The sequence below is a fragment of the Holospora undulata HU1 genome (assembly GCF_000388175.3).
Taxonomy (GTDB): Bacteria; Pseudomonadota; Alphaproteobacteria; order Holosporales; family Holosporaceae; genus Holospora; species Holospora undulata_A.
This window is the reverse complement of the sequence record NZ_ARPM03000192.1, coordinates 1-18,177: the sequence shown is the minus strand read 5'-3', so window position 1 is coordinate 18,177 and position 18,177 is coordinate 1. Positions and strand designations below refer to the sequence as shown.

General features: G+C 37.9%; 21 protein-coding genes. 6 read left to right on the top strand and 15 right to left on the bottom strand.

The window, feature by feature from the left end:
- Window positions 1-25 precede the first annotated feature (25 nt).
- From K737_RS05940 to K737_RS05885, 12 genes are all read right to left on the bottom strand, one after another.
- Window positions 26-811, bottom strand: coding sequence for a polysaccharide deacetylase family protein (locus K737_RS05940; RefSeq protein ID WP_235075724.1), 786 nt, complete (start codon window positions 809-811; stop codon window positions 26-28).
- Window positions 812-900: 89 nt separating this feature from the next.
- Window positions 901-1,764 (bottom strand): hypothetical protein, encoded by an 864-nt coding sequence (locus K737_RS05935; protein ID WP_152531117.1) that lies wholly within the window; start codon window positions 1,762-1,764, stop codon window positions 901-903.
- A gap of 52 nt (window positions 1,765-1,816) precedes the next feature.
- Window positions 1,817-3,169 (bottom strand): MBOAT family O-acyltransferase, encoded by a 1,353-nt coding sequence (locus tag K737_RS05930; RefSeq protein WP_161630447.1) that lies wholly within the window; start codon window positions 3,167-3,169, stop codon window positions 1,817-1,819.
- Between the two features lie 76 nt (window positions 3,170-3,245).
- Window positions 3,246-4,301 (bottom strand): non-hydrolyzing UDP-N-acetylglucosamine 2-epimerase, encoded by a 1,056-nt coding sequence (gene wecB / locus K737_RS05925; protein WP_006294522.1) that lies wholly within the window; start codon window positions 4,299-4,301, stop codon window positions 3,246-3,248.
- On the bottom strand, window positions 4,298-5,458 hold the full coding sequence (locus tag K737_RS05920; RefSeq protein ID WP_006294521.1) for a glycosyltransferase: 1,161 nt from the start codon (window positions 5,456-5,458) through the stop codon (window positions 4,298-4,300). Before K737_RS05920 ends, wecB begins: the two co-directional genes overlap by 4 nt.
- Entirely contained in the window at window positions 5,455-6,276 is an 822-nt protein-coding gene (locus tag K737_RS05915; RefSeq protein ID WP_006294520.1) for a class I SAM-dependent methyltransferase, read from the bottom strand. The genes K737_RS05920 and K737_RS05915 overlap by 4 nt, the downstream gene beginning before the upstream one ends.
- A gap of 3 nt (window positions 6,277-6,279) precedes the next feature.
- Window positions 6,280-7,131, bottom strand: coding sequence for a class I SAM-dependent methyltransferase (locus tag K737_RS05910; protein ID WP_023490979.1), 852 nt, complete (start codon window positions 7,129-7,131; stop codon window positions 6,280-6,282).
- On the bottom strand, window positions 7,116-7,892 hold the full coding sequence (locus K737_RS06945; protein ID WP_006294518.1) for a class I SAM-dependent methyltransferase: 777 nt from the start codon (window positions 7,890-7,892) through the stop codon (window positions 7,116-7,118). Before K737_RS06945 ends, K737_RS05910 begins: the two co-directional genes overlap by 16 nt.
- Window positions 7,889-8,854, bottom strand: a complete 966-nt coding sequence (locus K737_RS05900) for a lipid II:glycine glycyltransferase FemX (RefSeq protein ID WP_006294516.1) — start codon at window positions 8,852-8,854, stop codon at window positions 7,889-7,891. Before K737_RS05900 ends, K737_RS06945 begins: the two co-directional genes overlap by 4 nt.
- 5 nt (window positions 8,855-8,859) lie before the next feature.
- Window positions 8,860-10,620 carry an ABC transporter ATP-binding protein gene (locus tag K737_RS05895; protein ID WP_006294514.1) on the bottom strand — a complete coding sequence of 587 codons (1,761 nt, stop codon included), beginning with the start codon at window positions 10,618-10,620 and terminating at the stop codon, window positions 8,860-8,862.
- A gap of 105 nt (window positions 10,621-10,725) precedes the next feature.
- Window positions 10,726-11,313 (bottom strand): transcription termination/antitermination protein NusG, encoded by a 588-nt coding sequence (gene nusG, locus K737_RS05890; protein WP_235075722.1) that lies wholly within the window; start codon window positions 11,311-11,313, stop codon window positions 10,726-10,728.
- A 41-nt stretch (window positions 11,314-11,354) separates the two neighbouring features.
- Window positions 11,355-11,933, bottom strand: coding sequence for a winged helix-turn-helix transcriptional regulator (locus K737_RS05885; protein WP_006294512.1), 579 nt, complete (start codon window positions 11,931-11,933; stop codon window positions 11,355-11,357).
- Window positions 11,934-12,601: 668 nt separating this feature from the next.
- Between K737_RS05885 and K737_RS05875 the strand changes: the two genes are divergently transcribed.
- The 6 genes from K737_RS05875 (at window position 12,602) to K737_RS05855 (ending at window position 16,569) form a co-directional block, all read left to right on the top strand.
- A complete protein-coding gene (locus K737_RS05875; RefSeq protein ID WP_006294510.1) occupies window positions 12,602-13,621 on the top strand; it encodes an aminoglycoside phosphotransferase family protein in 1,020 nt (339 codons plus the stop codon).
- Window positions 13,618-14,025, top strand: a complete 408-nt coding sequence (locus K737_RS05870; RefSeq protein ID WP_006294509.1) for a GNAT family N-acetyltransferase — start codon at window positions 13,618-13,620, stop codon at window positions 14,023-14,025. Before K737_RS05875 ends, K737_RS05870 begins: the two co-directional genes overlap by 4 nt.
- Window positions 13,988-14,329, top strand: coding sequence for a hypothetical protein (locus K737_RS06940; RefSeq protein WP_006294508.1), 342 nt, complete (start codon window positions 13,988-13,990; stop codon window positions 14,327-14,329). The genes K737_RS05870 and K737_RS06940 overlap by 38 nt, the downstream gene beginning before the upstream one ends.
- Window positions 14,313-14,633, top strand: coding sequence for a GNAT family N-acetyltransferase (locus tag K737_RS06935; protein WP_024161504.1), 321 nt, complete (start codon window positions 14,313-14,315; stop codon window positions 14,631-14,633). Before K737_RS06940 ends, K737_RS06935 begins: the two co-directional genes overlap by 17 nt.
- Before the next feature lie 160 nt (window positions 14,634-14,793).
- Window positions 14,794-15,786, top strand: coding sequence for a S66 family peptidase (locus K737_RS05860; protein WP_006294505.1), 993 nt, complete (start codon window positions 14,794-14,796; stop codon window positions 15,784-15,786).
- A 75-nt stretch (window positions 15,787-15,861) separates the two neighbouring features.
- Window positions 15,862-16,569, top strand: a complete 708-nt coding sequence (locus K737_RS05855) for a phosphotransferase enzyme family protein (RefSeq protein WP_235075721.1) — start codon at window positions 15,862-15,864, stop codon at window positions 16,567-16,569.
- Window positions 16,570-16,866: 297 nt separating this feature from the next.
- Here the strand turns inward: K737_RS05855 and K737_RS10650 are convergent, their stop codons facing one another.
- The 3 genes from K737_RS10650 to K737_RS10640 all read right to left on the bottom strand — a co-directional run bounded on the left by K737_RS10650 (window position 16,867) and on the right by K737_RS10640 (window position 17,691).
- Complete coding sequence (locus K737_RS10650; RefSeq protein ID WP_200863630.1) at window positions 16,867-17,010, bottom strand: hypothetical protein; 144 nt, start codon at window positions 17,008-17,010, stop codon at window positions 16,867-16,869.
- A gap of 170 nt (window positions 17,011-17,180) precedes the next feature.
- Window positions 17,181-17,405 carry a hypothetical protein gene (locus K737_RS10645; RefSeq protein WP_023490970.1) on the bottom strand — a complete coding sequence of 75 codons (225 nt, stop codon included), beginning with the start codon at window positions 17,403-17,405 and terminating at the stop codon, window positions 17,181-17,183.
- A gap of 25 nt (window positions 17,406-17,430) precedes the next feature.
- Window positions 17,431-17,691: a transposase gene (locus K737_RS10640; protein WP_023490969.1), complete on the bottom strand. Its 261-nt coding sequence runs from the start codon at window positions 17,689-17,691 to the stop codon at window positions 17,431-17,433.
- Between the last annotated feature and the right edge of the window lie 486 nt (window positions 17,692-18,177).

Below are 18,177 nucleotides of genomic sequence, written 5' to 3'. Positions count from 1 at the left end.
AGGTTTAATGTTGAAAAAAGAATCATCAAAAAGTGCGTATGTGTTCATATGTTTTCTCAAGAAGTTGAGTATAGTTTACATTTTGAGCGGTCTTTAAAAGCAAAGCCATGGCTTCAAAAAACTCTGGTTTGTCGTGAATATGGCTTGGATCTCCATAAATATTAATTAGTGTTGGGTATTTACTTGTAAAATGTGCAAGTTCTTGCGCTTCTTTTGTATATTCAGAAGGTAACTTTGTTCGATCGGGAGCTGCAAAATAGGCCCATGTATCCATAATATTTAAAGGCTCTGAATATATTCCTGTAACCGGAATTTCAATAATCCCGTCTTTTTTAAATAAAGGGCCATGCTGATATGCAATCAAAGGGCTTGTTGATGTTGAAAATCTGTAGCTCAATTCATTCAAAATGCTATACAAAAATTTAAGATCTTCACGCTTTTGAAATGTTCCAAAGTGAGGTGTTCGCCATCCTTTGGCTGTGATACCTAAAACATCTTGTAATGTTTGATGGCCTAAAAGAATATCCTTTCTTAACTCTTCTTGCGACTGTTGATCATAGAAAAAACAACTTGCATGCCTTTTATGCTTTTTGTCAAAATACGTATGTTCTCGTCCGCCATGATTAATAAACTCAGCGCCTTTTTCATGAATTTTGCGGTAAACTTTTTCGCCTTTTTTTAAAAGCTCTCCAGGAACAGCATAAACAGGTGTAATGCCTATATCTAAAAGCTTTGAATGTACTTCACATGCAACTGAAACGTCTTCTTCAGTATCGCAGTCAAACGAGAGAATAAGATAAGACTGGGGCAATATCTTCTTTGCTTTGCGGGCATAAATCCTCCACATCCATTCGGGATTGATTCGGTTTATGACTTTGTAGAGAGTGGATGGAGGCATAACTAGATAGCTTTTTGTAATTTCTGTAACATATCCTGTTTTCCCACGAAAGGATAGAAGTGTGCAGCATCAAAGAAATTGTCCAAAGAAGTCGTTAAATTTGTATCATTATTAAAATCTATAACCTTTCCAAATATCGATTGAATTTCGGAAATCCACCTTTTGTAGGAGTACATGCCAGTTAGAGATATTTGATGGTTTTGTAGGGACTTATGAATGGGACATATAAAAACTATAAACCTTGTATTCGGAAAAGAGGACTTAATATTTTTGAGTTGCTGAAGATAAGTGTCAGAGTATTTATAGTTCTTAAGATTATACGCAGAATAATAATCAAGTGTTTGTTTTATGGCTTCTCCACTAAGGGGACGGTGTGTTCGTCTATATTTGATAAACTCTCTGTCGTAGTAATCCTCGGGTTTGCTGAATAATATGCTAAGGGAAGTATGGGCGACTTTTACCTTTATGTACTCTAAGGCTTTCATTAAGGAAGATGTAGCAAAATCCAAAGTTTCTTCAGTACAGAAAATTGAGGTGTTATTAAGATTGGTTGCATGAAAATCCAAAGACAAGTATATAGTTTCAGGATTCCCCTGTGTTTGGGCGAAAAACTGAAGATATGGGAGGTACTCATTAATAGAAATACCACTGACAGAAAAGTTAAAAGTTTTGTGATTTGAGGGGCTTGCAATATCAAGGTAAGAGCTTCGTGAAGAGCCAATTAGCACAGAACGAAACTGATTTTTATGAGAGTATAAATATGAAGCTTTTATTTTCCTTTCGTTCCCCGACAATACGTAAGGTGTTTTATCAATTTCATAGAAATTATAAGGATCCACATATAAGTTGGTAATGCCACAAAGCACACCTAAGACCGTGAGCAGTGCAAACAGTAATAGGCTAAGTCCCTTATACGTATTAAAATTGGAAGTATATAAACTCACTCAAGTCATCCATTTTATATAAGCAGACTAAGAACGTTAAAAATAAGGAAATTAATATCCACATTCGGGGATTTCCGTGTTTCTCTACGGTTTCTTGAGAATTTGGAAAGAAGAAAGCGATGACTGCGCACATTGCAATAAAAGCAATCTCCGACTTTCCAAAAAAATATGGCATAGGAGATACAGGGAAAGGAAGTTTTTGCTCAAGGTTTTTCCAACCATCAGGAATTATAAATAACTCTTGAACATTAAAGAGATATTTGTAGTATGAAATTGCTGCGCTCAGGCTTTCACTTCGAAATAAGACCCAACCCAAAAGAACGAGAAAAAATGTAAAGCCTACTTTACCCCCCCCCATTGACCTTGAGATTTTTCGTGTGGAAGATAGCAAGTGATTTGCGACCAAAAGTAACCCGTGGTACAAACCCCAGAATAAAAATGTCCAGTTGGCACCGTGCCACATACCGCCAATGGCCATGGTGATTATAAGATTTGCGTGTCGCCTTAGTTTTCCCTTTCTGTTGCCACCCAAAGGTATATAAAGATAGTCTCTTAAAAATGCGGATAGAGACATATGCCAACGACGCCAAAATTCTATGATGTTGAATGCTTTGTAGGGAGATGCAAAGTTTTTGGGAAGATCAAAATTGAAAAATTTCGATATCCCAATGGCCATGTCCGAGTAACCAGAAAAATCAAAATATAATTGAAAGCTATAAGCTAGAATCCCACACCAGCATTCAAGAGGATATACATGCTCTCCTTGCGCAACTGCTTGGAATACTGGTTTGACGTAGGGAATCAAATTATCTGCTAGTAAAATTTTTTTTGAAAGACCAGTAACGAAAAAGATCAATCCTTGGAAAATATTCTTGTAATCAGTTCGGTAGAGGGTTTTATCTGCAAACTGTGCAAGCATGTCTTTGTGGTGCAGAATAGGTCCTGCAATTAAATGCGGAAAATAAGTTACGAATAGGAAGTAAGAGATAAAGCTTTTGTCTTTGTGGGCTTTGCCATTCCAGGTATCAACAAGATAGGCAATTTGTGTGAATGTATAAAAAGATATCCCAAGAGGGATAATATCATTCCAATGGATGCTTGTGATTTTGAGCGTGTGTATAAACACAAGGTCATAATACTTAAAGAAGAAAATTAGAGAAAGATTAAAAACAACGCCTGAAATGAGCCATACTTTTTTTCTTGTTCTATCTATTACTGATCCAAGAAGATAATTTGCTGTAATTGAAATGAGCATCAGGGGAAGATACTCGAGCGCCATAAAACTATAGAAAACAATGGAAGCCAGACACAACACAAGCTTAGGCACGATCTGATTGAAACATACAGAAAATCTATACATTCCAGTCAATATGGGCATAAAAACGTATATAAAAATGTATGAGTTAAAGAGCACTTTTCAACACTTGTTTTATCCGTCCTGCCGCCTTCCCATCCCATAGAGGAGGTATAGATCCTGTTTGGGGGTGTTTTATTTTCTCTAAAAGATTATCCACCGAAACGAGCTGATTCGATCCCATCGTGACAGTAATAGGGCGTTCAGTTGTGTTTCTCATAGTAAAACAAGGAATACCAAGGTATGTTGTTTCCTCTTGGATGCCTCCTGAATCTGAAATAACAGACGAAGAATTGGAAACAAGACTCATAAAATCTACATACCCCAACGGTTCGCATAAGGTTATGTTTTGAGGTAAAGGGTGTATAACATCAAGATTTTTTCGTGTGCGTGGATGAACAGGAAAAATAATAGGCAGATCAATTTGCTCTACCGTATTGAGGATACTTTCTAATGTCTCTTTGACATCTACGTTTACAGGGCGATGAAGAGTTAAAATAATATACTCTTTTTTTTTCAGACCAAAAGTTTTATACGCATCAGATTTTTCAATTTTTTCTTTCATCATACAGTAGGTATCAATCATAATATTTCCAACTAAATAAATGTGTTCAGGATTGATGCCCTCTTTCTTTAAGTTCTCATCGGCGTCTTCTGAAGTTGTCCAGAAACAATCAGAGATTGAATCTGTCACAACACGATTGATTTCCTCTGGCATTGTTCTATCAAAACTACGTAGACCTGCTTCTAAATGGGCAACAGGTAAATGAATTTTCTTAGCGGCAATGGAACATGCCAATGTCGCATTTACATCGCCAACCACCACAACAAGATCAGGCCTGCTTTTTTCTAAACATAATTTTTCATAAGCTATCATCGTTTGAGCTGTTTGTTCGGCGTGCGTTCCACTTCCCCCCCCAAGATAATGATTAGCAGACGGCAATCCAAAATCATCAAAAAAAGATTGAGACATTTGATAATCATAATGCTGTCCCGTGTGGACAATTTCAGGCACACACCATGGTTCATTTTTAAGTGCATGATAAAGCGGTGCAATTTTCATAAAATTAGGGCGCGCTGCACATATGAGATGGATGGTTTTCATGAAATAATGTAATTTTTGTGAAGATTCATAAGTTTTAACTCGGTTACTTCAGGTGACCAATGATTTTTTGCATAAGCATGAGAGTGTTGTGCTAGCTGCTTACGTTTTTTATGGTGAAAAGAGAGTAATAAAATTGCTTTTTTGTAAGATTCAGGAGTATCTTCCACGAGATAAAATCCAGCAGCACAAAGTTCCTCAGCTGGATTGTTATTTCTATCATTTACAATAACAGGAAGACCCACCAGGGCTGCTTCTATACACGTTTTACTAATTTCATAATTTATAGAATGATACACGTAAATATCAGATTGCTGCATAATTTCTAGAATTTTAGAATTCTCTAAACTTCGTATAAAAGTAACTCGGTGCTGACATCCCAATTGATCTACTAATTGTTTCAAAGAATCATGCAAATCACCATCTCCAATCAGCGTAAGCTGAACACCTTCTAAGGAGGAAATAGCATTAATAATCGATGTAGGGTCTTTTTGAAGATAAGTTTGTCTTCCCACACAAAGAAGCTTCAAAGCCCCCTGAATATCATAATATTGCTTTTCTATTGCATTCATTCCAACAACATTGTGAATGATAGAGTAATTTTTGACATTATTTTTTTTTAAGTAAGGTTCGATGGGGGTATAAACTGCAATAACGTGATCTAACTTTTTTAAGCAATACCTCTCTAGCTTGCCTTGAAACAAGCCTATAACTCTATCTTTCCACGTTTTTGCAAGTCGTCCACGTAAATAGTCAACATCAGGATTTCCATGCAAACTGGTGATGCACGCAACACCTAGAGTTTTCTTCATCATAATCCCCAAAAATGTATTGAGATGAAGACCATAGCAACGTATTAAATGGGGGGTTATTTTTTTTGCTAGCTCTATGGCACCATCAGACCACGTCTTCATTAAAAATGGATGCCATCCCAAAGTTCTTTTAAAAAAACCATCCGGCTCAGGGTAATTATAGAAAAAAAGCTTCGCATCCCCAACCATAGGCTGTACTAACCGTGGATCTGGCCGATCATCATTCGTCATCATGATATGCACTTCATCAAAAAGATTTCCTGGATTATAATATCGCGGAATAACTTCACCTTTTTTAACCCAAGCAGAAATATAATCCGAAGATATAATAAGAAGTCTTTTATTCATTTTTTAGCCATTATATCAATAGAATGAGTAAAAGGATGAGTTTTCAAAAAGAAAATCATTTTATTTAACAAGCCAATTAAACGATATTTTTTACAGAATTCAACTACTCTATTGATATGAGATGAGTGAAAGCTAAAGCCATGTCTGATTTTTTCATTGATGTCTATAGACACATGTAAATTCTGAGACACTAAATAATGTTTTACACCCAACATAGTAACGTAAAAAATGCAATTATCTAAAAAAGTGGTTTTTCTTCCAAGAAAGCTTAAGTATAAACGTGCTAAAGGCTTTGGAAATAGAGGAACCCAAGGTACATGATAATGGGCTTCTTTTCTAAATGCACAGTAGTTGGGCGCGATGATAAACATCCTTCCTTTAGTTTTTAAAACACGCTTAGCCTCAAGTATGGCTTTCTTATAATCCGGAATATGTTCAAGTACATTCCAGAACGAGACTATATCGAAGCTTTCATCAGGGTAAGGCAAGCAGAGAGCTGATCCTAGGTTAAATCTTTCCGGATCCACTAATCTTTCTTCGGCACGCTCCTTCGATATTTCGTGCTCAAATACTTCAATCTCAACTCCATAAGCATCATAACCATGATGCACAGCTTCAAGGACAAAACTTCCATATCCCGACCCAATATCAAGTATCTTGGCACCTTTATCGACCAAAAGGGATATCTTTTGAACTAAATAACTGCTTTGTACATTTCCAATATAATCATTGATATGAGTGTCAATTTGTTGAGGTAAAAATATACCTTGGTATTGAGATTGAAGATGCTTTCTTATCTTATTTTCTAAAGTGCTCAATGCTTATTTTCCTATTACAAAATATAAACTTGAAGCTTGTCTGGGCAAGAAAATCCGTCCAAAAAACTCAAAAAGGTCATCCATAATTTTATATCCTCTGACCATAGAATCCAGTGTCCAATGAGGAAGTCCCCATCCTATAGGTTTTATTTCTTGGATGGTAAATCCCGCTTTTTTTATTTTTTTAGACAAACTCTTGACCGTATAAAAATGCACATGATCAGTTATTCGAAGAGATTCTGGCTGGAATTTATAGGCCATCTGCCACCAAAAAGCACCTTCGTTGGGGACGCCAAGGATGCAGACACCATCTTTCTTCAAAATGCGAAAAACTTCACGTAAAGCTTGCTCATCATCTGGAATATGTTCTAACACATGATTAAAAAAGATTGCATCAAATGACTCATCTTTTGCTCCGTAATCAGTCACATCCGCAAGAACAACCTCCTGTGCTATACTTCGTTGGCGCGCTCTTAGCAAGCGTGTAATATTATAGTCTGATCCGTAAAGATTCTTTGCATATGGCTTAAGCCAAAAAAAGTTTGCTCCATCACCACATCCTAAATCCAAAAGGGAGTGAATAGGTTTTTTCGTGGCGTAATAGGCAAGGACAAATTCCACATATTTTTTTCGCTTTAACAGATGGTGGCGATAAGGACCCGCCCAAATATCTTCTTGAGGGGCTTCATACCATTCTTTTTTTCCTTCTATTTTAGCATGGTTAATATAAGATTGAATCTGTTCATAGTTACGAACAAGAAGGGGGATCCCTTCAAATTCGCGTAAATCTTGTTCATACTTTTCATAAAAAAAAGGAGAAGAAGAGTCAAGATAACTGTTTAAATTTTTTGACATACAAGGTACCATCTGTTTGCAAAGTTTTTTAAAAAAGGCAAATTTGACAAAATATAATCCAAGTTAAAGGATTTAAAATGAAAGAGATTACCTATCCATGAAAACTTAGATCTAAATCGCGGAATAAGTGGCAGATATTTCCACTGATCAAGGACTCCTAAAGCATGTATTTCAAGAATTTTTAGCCGATTTAAGCTGCAAAAATTTTTTATCTCAGAATAAGAAAAAGTATTAAAACTGTAATGCCCGTTACTGATGTAGTAATTTTTCCAAAAATTCTTGGATAAATTGTACTTTCCTGTAATATCTAATAATAAATATCCATTTTTTTTCACAACACGCGCACATTCCTTAAGAGTTTTGAAAAAATCTTCAACTAGAACAAGGCAAGAATAAGAAAATAAACAATCAAAAAACTCTTCTTCAAAAGGGATTTCTTCCAAATCTCCAAAGATAAAATTAAGGTTATTTTTTTTTTCTTCTTGAGCTTTTTCTTGAGCAATCTTTAAAAATTGCTCATTGATATCTATACCGTACACTTCTTTGCACAAATTGCTTATAGCAAAACTAAATAATCCATTGGCGCACCCCGCATCTAAAACTTTAGAGGTGTTTTGTACATATTTTAAAAGAAGATTAAGTTTAAGCCGTGCAGAATAGTGTCTTGATACGTCAAATCCATAGGAATGAATTGAAGATTGATAGATTAAATTGCAGGTATAAACTTTGGATGAAGAAGTTTTGAGTATCGTATTTTTCATTTTTTCTCCACTATCGATTTAAAACACGGGCGTAAAACTCCACCAAACCCTTGTTTAAAATTAACAATTCCTTGAATTTTGGGGGATGAATGCTTAAAAAATACTTCACCCATATCTAGGTAGGCGATACCCCGGCTATGAAGTTCTTGAATCATTTTCCAATGCAAAAAATGATTAGCTCCTAGTTTATAGGCAGACTCATAAGATACTCCTGTCCAATACACAGCCTTATCCTTATAAATTCCGTAATTTACAGCTGAAACAGGATATCCCTCGTGGTATGCCATCTCTACAAATGCCTGATTATTGGGGATAGCACTATTAAAGATATATTCAAAATATTGCTTATTGTGAGGAAGAATAGATGACTTTTTACACACGTGTTTATGCATTTCGTAGTAAACATCCAAATCCTTCGAACTAGCTCTTTTAAAAGTTACTCCGCACCGTTGCGCTTTTTTAATATCAGATTTATGCCCTTTTCTTATGTTAGACCAAATAACATTCGTTCCTAATGAAAGATCTAAAATACTAATGCGTGCTGTATGACTTGAAATTCCTTGTAAAAACAAAGGATCCTCAGTATAGCAAAGCGAAGATGTTGCGAAATTGATACAAGCCACTTTCTGTTTTTCTTTACTCAAGCGCCGTCTATATTCTTTTAAAAGTATACTTGTGTAAACAGGATCATCTCTTTGGCAAAGCCACCCTCCTATATTATCTAAATAAGATCTCTGAAAAAAACGATACTTTTTAAAACTAATTTTGTAAAGAGGAAAAATTCCAACGATCTTCTCATCCTCATCAATAACAGCAAAGCTTTCATGAGAATGACTCGACCATTTATTTTTTCCCATGATGAAATCATAAGTGTGCCATAAAAAAGATGATGGATGAGCATACGCAAAAGAATCCCAGTCTTGTTTTGAAACTTCTTGAATATTTACAATAGAAAAGTTCATTACTATCAACGTACCTCATTGAACACATTGTCCATTTTTTCATACTCCGTAATATCTTTAACCCTTCCCTTATCCATGACTACGATGCGACTACAGTTTTTCAGAGTTGTCAAGCGATGAGCAATCATGATAACGGTTCGATCTTTGCTGACAGTATTGATGGTTTCCATCAATCGAGCCTCTGTTTCATTATCCAGCGCCGAAGTGGCTTCATCAAAGATAAGCACCTCTGGACTATGGTAAAGTGCTCGAGCAATAGAAATACGTTGGCGTTCTCCTCCAGAAAGGCGAATACCATGCTCTCCAACAAAAGTCTTTTCTCTTTCTGGTAAACTATCAATAAAATCACGAAGCTGAGCCGTATCAATTACTGCATCTAATCTTAATTTATCTGTTACCGTTTCACCAAAAGCAATATTTTTTTCAATGGTGTCGTCAGTTAAATAAATACTCTGCGGCACGTAGCCGATCTTTCCATGCCATTGATAGGAATTTACTGGATACTTTTCATCTACCAAAATGAACCCTTTGCAGGGGGGTAAAAGACCAAGAATAAGATTGACAAGAGTTGATTTTCCAGAGCCTGTCTCTCCAACAATTCCAATAAATTCACCTTTTTTAATCTTTAAGAAGATACCACTCAATGCATCTTTTCCTACATTGATATACCTAAATGAAAGATCTTTTATCTCAAGATCTCGATCAAATGAAAACTCAGGCACGTCAACATAGTTTTTTTTAGCAGCCATCATGATATATTCCCGATGAACACGTTCAATGGAAGGAATCGTGGACTTAAAAATGTTAAGCTGATTGATGATTCGATTGAGTCCAGGCATCAAGCGAAACCCAGAATACAAATACCCCCCAAGCATTCCAAGCATGTGCACAGGGCTTTCTTGATCTAAACATAGAATTCCGATAGTTACAACAATCCCCCCCATAAACAAAATCTCAATAACTATACGTGGCAAAACATTCAGCGATGATTGAAGGGCTTGAATCTTTCCTTTTTTAAGGGAATGCACTTGATAGGCGTTAATAAAGAATTCTCCTTTTCCTAAAAGCACAATTTCTTTGAAGGCGTGAAAAAATTGAATAAGATTTTGATTTCCATACAGAGCTGTTTCTTGAAGCTTTTGTCCAAATTGATAAAACCAAGGCAACACAAATTTAGTAATCACCACAGCAATCCCCCCTCCAATCCCTAATATCGTGAACGCTAAAGAAGGATTCATGTAAATGATTACACCGATAAGAGCAAAGAAAACCACTCCTTCCGATAAAATAATGGCAATAGCAACCATTCCACTTGAAAATACCATTTCAGTATCACGGCCCACTACTTGCGTTCCTAGAGAAGAATTTCTCGTTAAATAAAATTCGTAATCCGCCCCTGCATAACGATGAAGAAGTTTGCCTTTGAAGTGATAACTCATCTTTTGAATAAAAAAATTTTGAAAGAAAATCTCAGATGCAGCAACGATATTTTTTATCAAGTACACTACGCCCACTATCATAGCAGTGTAAAAAACAACACGCCCGGGGGATAGATCAGAGGGAAAATCAATTTTACCCAAATATTTTAGTCCCGTTTCTGGCGCATTTAAAACTTGAGCAAACACAACGATAACCGAAGCAGTCACAACTTCCAAAAGCGAAGTTGTTAATGCAAATGCCACAATGCCAAGCCACTTGAGCTTTTCCTCACGTGTTAAAAGTGCACGCAGCTTTTTAATTGCCGATAATATAGATGGAGTTGACACGTTTATTTTATTTCACCATAGCTGCCGCAGTCCGGGTGAAATCACCGAGACTGCTAAAAATCTAATATTCACCCCCGGCACAAAAGCACCGGCAAGATTCTTTACTTACGCTGCTTCCACAGCATAAGTGGGGAGAGTCATTTTCATTTCTCTTCCCATAAAAGTTAACAATAGTTGAACCCTGGATTTATCATCCATGGACTCAAAAATAGCTGTTTGATCTGCAAATGCGCCTTCTACAATGCGCACCTTTTCCCCTTTAACAAAGCTCACAAGGCTTGCCACAGGCACAATGCCATCCCCAATTTCTTGGGCGTGCAAATCATTAATAATGCGCGTTGGGATTGTTGCTGGTTTTAAGCCATTGCTCATGAGCAAATGAGAAATGCCGCGCGTACTATTGACACTGCGCCATCTTGCAGAACTTAAGTCCATACCCACAAAGATATAACGGGGAAACAGGGGGGCGAGCTTTTCTTCAACCTTTCGTGCATGACGAACGGTTTTCTTAAACCTTGGCATATAGACCTCAAAACCTTGATCGAGCAAATGTTGCTGAGCGACCAGTTCCTTTAAAGGTTGAGTATGGGCGACACACCACGTAATACACCCTTCATCTTTCAAGCTTTGAACGTCGTCAGCTTCTTGGATTCGCGCGTCGTCATGTATGTTTAATACACTCCTAGCGCTCACCAATTGCTTCCTAGTCAAATCTTGAAATCTATTGGGTGCACTCATGATAACCCCTTTGAAATATGCAAAAGATTTAAGGTCAATAATCGATGATACTCAACTTTATGTTTAATGGCATCGTAAGTGCCTTGGGGGTTCATAACATCAGTGATTATCACAGCGTCATATTTTTTCAGATCAGCCTTCGTTGATACAACATCAATCGTAAAATCACTGCCAGATGCGACAAGTTTTGCAATATCCGCTAAATCTCCTTCGCCCACTAACGCAATTTTTAACCAGCCTTGAGCTTTGCAGTGCTCAAAAGCCTCTTCACACTGCGCCCGAGCATCTCTAAAAAAGGTCATGGAACGCGCAAGATAGTCTTTCACCATATGGCTTTTCTCGATAAAGCCTTCGGGTGTTAAAAAATATGTAATGCGGCGGGGTGATACTTGAGAAGCCCTGACCCAACCTTTTGTCACGCAACGTTTCAAATATTGATTCATGAGACCTAAAGCGATGTTAAGCTCTCCGGCCAGCCCACGCTGTGTAAAGGATGGATTGCGCTCAATCTCACTTAAGAGATGCACCATCACCTTTTGCTCAGTCTGTTCGCAGGTATCTTGAAAAGCGGCCATGCGGTTTTAAGGTCTCCAAAAAAGTTAACAAAACATGAATCTATGTTCATGAGCAAAACTTACCCTGCTTAGAAAATGAAGTCAAGCATATCGCGTAAATTTTTTTCGAATTTTGTTCCCCTTTTACTTAAAGGTGCGAAGCTCAGAGCACTCTACTTTTCATTAAAAAATCACCTTTCCAATGCCACTCAGAGCAGGTTGTTTGAGATGCAGCCAACCTCCGCCAGATTTTTTGAAAAGAATTTTTCTCTTGTCTTTTTGGGGTAGCGTCATCAGGTCTCAAAATCCCAGTATTTATCGGCTTTTCAAGGTTTTCGTTTGCCGTTGACCCGTGCTTCACTTTCTCCAATTTAGCCATTTTACCCCAAAAATCTCAATTTTTACGCTCTCCATCTCCGATACTTGCGAACTCTCGGGGCGAATGTACGCATGTCCCAAAACCTCTATTTGCCTGGGTTTCAGAGGATTGCTGTTTTTTGCCCCCTCACTTTTTAGAGAACGAAAACCTTCGTTGCGATAGAGATTCGAAATGGAGAAAATAAGGTAAACCAAGGGATGGAAAGCAGATTCAACTATCCTTCCAAAAAGAAATATGCTATGTTTACATATGTTATGCGTAGCTAAATTTATTTAACAGGAACGATGACTATTATATTGAGTAACCAATAATGCTAATAAAACCTAATCTCAAAGACGAAGAAATCATTGCGTGTTTGCGGGATGCGTATGGGCTGACCATAGACAAAGTATTGTTTCTGCCTCTTGGCGCTGATTTCAACACGGCTGTTTATCGCGTTACAACAAATAACGGATCAGATTATTTCCTCAAATTAAGGAGTGGTGAATTTTTAGAGGCTTCGGTATCGGTGCCAAAATATTTGGTTGATCTGGGTATCAAGCAAGTGACCCCACCTCTTGCAACCAAAACAGAGCAACTTTGGACAAGTTTGGCATCATTCAAGGCAATTCTGTACCCTTATGTCGAAGGCCGTAATGGCGTAGAAGCCAAACTATCAGAAGATCAGTGGGCTCAATTTGGTGCGGCCATTAAAACGCTTCATAGCGCGGATATTCCTGCATCAATAACAAAAGATGTGCCACGGGAGAGCTTCTCTTCTAAATGGCGCGAGACCGTCAAAGCGTTTCTGATACGCATTGAAAGTGAGGTTTTTGAAGAGCCTGTCGCTGTAAAAATGGCACTGTTCCTGAAATCCAAAAATAGCGAAATACTTAAACTGGTTGAGCGCGCTGAAGAGCTTGCGCTCGCAATCCAAAAACAGCCCATCGACTATGTTTTATGCCACGCTGATATGCATGGCTGGAACCTGTTTGTTGATAAAGAAAACGCTCTTTATATTGTTGACTGGGATACGCTCATCTTTGCCCCCGTCGAGCGTGATTTGATGTTTATCGGCGCTGGTATTTGGGATAGTAGCCTGACAGCCGCCGAAGAAGAATCACTATTTTATCAGGGCTATGGCCAAACAAAGATAAATCAGGATGCGATGGCCTACTATCGTTTTGAACGTATTATTCAGGACATCGGCGACTATTGTGAATACATCTTTCTGTCTGATGAAGGTGGTGACGATCGCATGCAATATTTTGAATATCTCCAATCTAATTTTCGCACCAATGGGACAATTGAGATGGCGTATCAGGCCGACAGAATGAGGGAGGCGATATGATTGCAGATTACAAATTATCTCCCGCTACAAACGCAGAAGCAGAGACGCTCAATGATAAGGTCAATTCCTTTGTTGCCCAGCAAGTTTCATTTGATGGTGATACAGAAATTTTGAAAGATTATGTTATCAAAGAAAACGGCTTAATTATTGCCGGTATTAGAAGTTGTTTTTATCTAGGCGAATGTTTGGCTATTAACGTACTTTTTGTGGAAGAAAGTCATAGGCTCAAAGGATTAGGTACCTTATTACTTAATCAAGCTGAAGCTGATGCTAGGGCTATGGGGGCCAAGATGAGCCATTTAGATACATTTAATCACCAAGCTAAAGATTTCTATTTAAAGCACGGCTATGAGATTTTTGGCGTTCTTGAGAATTGCCCAGCTGAACACAAACGCTCTGGATAAAATTTTAACCGAAGGGCAGCAGTTTTTTGATCAGGATAATCTTTCTTTTGATGTGATCATTCCGCAAGAATTGTGTACCCCTCAAATGGCAGATGTTTTAAACACCATGGGTTACACTCAGAAAAGCAAATCCGTTTCAATGGTTGTGGATTTAGATTACCTTGCAACTGACCAAACTGCGAGTTTTGATTCTGAAGCTACGATCAAATCGAATGATAATCAATTAAATGACTGGATGATCCCATTGATAAGCGCATTTGAATCAACGATTGAAATTTGTAGGGTCTATGCCCCCCCCCCATGAGAATGCCTTAAAACGGAATATTAATCTTCGCCATTTCAGCTTATACAAACAGGAAAAACCAATCGTATCGATTACTTTATCAATGCACGACAACACCATTGCAAGGATAGACGATGTAGGCACTCTACCCGAATTGCAGGGCAAAGGATATGCTAGCGCGCTCATGCGTTACGTGCTATTCGAAGCCAAAAAATCAGGCGCTCGTCATTGCTTTTTGGAATCCTCCGATTCAGGGCTTGGGGTCTATCAAAAACTTGGGTTTGAGATCCTGTTTAAAAACAATATTTATTCGAGAGAAAGATGAGTATCAAACATGTTATCGGAATAGAAATCGATCAAGAGTCATTTGAATTTATTGCAAGTGGCATGCTTGAGTTTAATTTATTATCAGAGGTCGAAAGAAATGCAGCCACTAATTAAGCCACCGAAGTTAAATTACGGAGATACAGTTACAGCAATTTACTTTGTCTTGGGGAGGACCAGCAACTTTTCCTTATCGTTTTGAGGTGGGAAAGCAGCGCCTTGAAGAAATTTTTGGATTGCGTGTTCTTCATACAAAACATGCTCTTAAAAGCGCTAAATGGATTTATCAAAATCCAAAAGCTAGAGCAGACGACTTGATGGAAGCGTTTCTTGATCCACACATCAAAGCGATCATTTCAAATATCGGAGGAGATGATTCTCTTCGCCTTATACCATTCATTGATTTTAATATTATCAAGAATAACCCTAAAGTGGTAATGGGCTATTCTGATACAACTGTGACCCACTTTATGTGCCTTAAAGCAGGATTAACTTCCTTTTATGGCCCATCTGTTATGACAGCTTTTGCTGAAAATGTTGCAATGCATGACTATACGATAAGTAGCATTTTTAAAATTTTATTTTCAAGCGAAATAATTGGTGCAATTTCTAATAATACTGAAGGATGGACAACAGAACTTTGGGATTGGTCTGATGAAAATAATCAAAGTATTAGGCGTTCTTTAAATCCGCCAATTGGATGGCATTTCATTGGCGAAAACAAACATATCTGTAAAGGTAGGCTTATTGGTGGCTGCTTGGAGGTTATGCAATTTTTAAATAATACTGAACTCTGGCCCGATTTATCTACATGGGATCGAGCAGTTTTGTTTCTTGAGACATCAGAAGAAGGAATAGAACCTTCTGCTGTCACAAGGTTTATGAGAAACTTAGCAGCTCAAGGCATAATAAGTCGCTTAAGTGGTATTTTGTTTAGTAAACCTGGTGGGTCGTATATGACGGTGGGACACTTTCATGAATATGATCAAGCACTACTGAAAGTCTTCGAGGAATACAAGATACCACCTATCCCAATAGTTACACGTATGGATTTTGGTCATTCTGATCCAATGTGGATATTGCCTTATGGAGTCATGGTGGAAATCAATCCAGGTAAAAATACAGTGACAATATTAGAAAATAGTGTGAGATAAAAAAGAATGCTAATAAAACCTAATCTCAAAGACGAAGAAATCATTGCGTGTTTACGGGAGGCGTATGGGCTGACTGTGGAAAAAATAACGTTTCTGCCTCTTGGCGCTGATTTCAACACAGCTGTTTATCGCGTGACAACCACGGACGGAGCAGACCACTTTCTTAAATTAAGAAGTGGTGAATTTCTAGAAGCCTCCGTATCAGTGCCTAAATATATTGCTGACTTGGGCATCAAGCAAGTGATCCCACCTCTTGCAACCAAAACAGGGCAACTTTGGACAGGTTTGGCATCATTCAAGGCAATTCTGTACCCTTATGTCGAAAGCCGTAATGGCGTTGACACCAAACTATCAGAAGATCACTGGGCTCAATTTGGTGAGGTCATTAAAAAGCTTCACAGCACCGATATTCCTTCATCAATAACAAAAGATATACCAAGGGAGACGTTTTCTTCTAAAGGACGCGAGACCGTCAAAGCATTTCTAGTACGCATTGAAAGTGAGGGGGGTGAAGAGCCTGTTGCTGTAAAAATGGCACTGTTCCTGAAATCCAAAAGTGCAGAGAGTCTTAAAATAATTGAGCAAACTGAAGAGCTTGCAATCACGATCCAAAAGCAACCTCTCGACTATGTTTTATGCCACGCTGATATGCACGGCTGGAACTTGATTCTTGATAAAGAAAACGCTCTTTATATTGTTGACTGGGATACGATCATCTTTGCTCTGTCGCATCTGCACATGAGACAGAGCATAGATTTATTTATAAAGGCTGGGCCTGTTTAGAAAAAGCAAGAATGGCAAAAATCTAAAAAGCATTACGACCAGATGAGCAGGAGCCCACAGATGTTTGGTGAATTTTGGCTAAATTCGAGTGGGTTTTGGTGATTCTATTGAATTTTAGACGTAATAATCCCTTGGGTTACCCAAAAATGAGTGGTGGCGCGTCTATTTTTACCAATCTTTTGATGTTGTAGGATATTGCTTGCATTATCGCTTGGAACTGCACCTTGGCGATTCCATTGTACCTTACTTTCTTGTCCATCTTGGAAAAAACTCCCTCATACGGCATACGAATGCGGGTTAAAAACTTATCTTTTCACGATTCTTTCCCTTCATATTTTCCTTCAAAATGGCTCCGCTATGGCACCCATTGACCCTTATCGTATCTTGGGCTGGTTTCACGCAATACCTCTTATCGGCAACCACCATAACACCTGCGGGCATACGTGCTTAAGACCTTTTGCATCAGTCAGTGACGCCTTAGTTGCCGCAGTTTTTGTGATCAATCCATTCTTCATGCATACAGAAACATGACGTTTATATCCATACCAGTATTCATTGTTACCTTTGCAGCCATAATCTGCATCACTATCCACCACGTATTTTTTGATGTTTTAGTTATTTAATTTTTCCTGGCCATCTTTGATCGCCATGTCGCGCTCATCCCAAAGACTCAATTTGGAAATCATTTTTGACGCATCTACAAAGGTAAAAACGTTGGAAGCTAAGCCTTTTTCACGCAATTTATCACCGAATTTGTTGAACAGTTTTCCAATTTTTTCAGTTCCAATTTTCTTGCGCAATTCCGAAAAATAACAATGATCTGGTGTTTTTTCCATAAGCGTAAAGGAGCAAAACAATTTGTCAGCATTGTTCTCTTGCAAATATTCTCTCTAGCTCACGGTCCGATAAATCCTCTATCCATTGTAGAATCAAGCACTTGAACCCAGATTCTACATTATAGCCAGGTCGACCATATTTTCGGTTCAAAAGCGACGAAATACCTCGGGTTAAGCCAGAAAAATCTACAATCCTCAAAATCGTCCGATAGGGATGATCTTTCCTTACCAAATCTTCCACATTAGATTCACCAAAACTTAACTGCTTATTTATTCCTTTTTCCATTTTATATCACTTATAAATTACCTTCAATCCATTATATATATCATGAGCCTTCCCAGTCGCAATCTTTAAATTCACTTTCCAGACAGGCCCGAGATGCATAAAAAAAGACGAGGGGAGCCATCTTTTGTTAGTTGCTCAATTTATAAGTTTTTGACTTCTTTTTATTCTATTTTTTTTAAAAGATCATCTGTACACCCAGAATGCTTGGTTACGGGCTAATATTGGTTGAAATTACGCCTTACCATTTTTCTTTAAGCTCTATATCCATTTTTTATCAGGTTTTTTTACGGGGGAATTTTCTTCGACCAACGAACTTTAAGCAATGTCTATGAAAATGCTCTGCCCCCTTTTTACCTCTTAACTTTTTTTTCTTTCGGCCGAAAAACGTGATATCTAAAATCTATCCCCAATCAAACTGAAAGTGTTGGACTAATGCGTTGAAAATTGTCATTGACGCGCTCGACAAGATCCATAGCGATGTTGTCT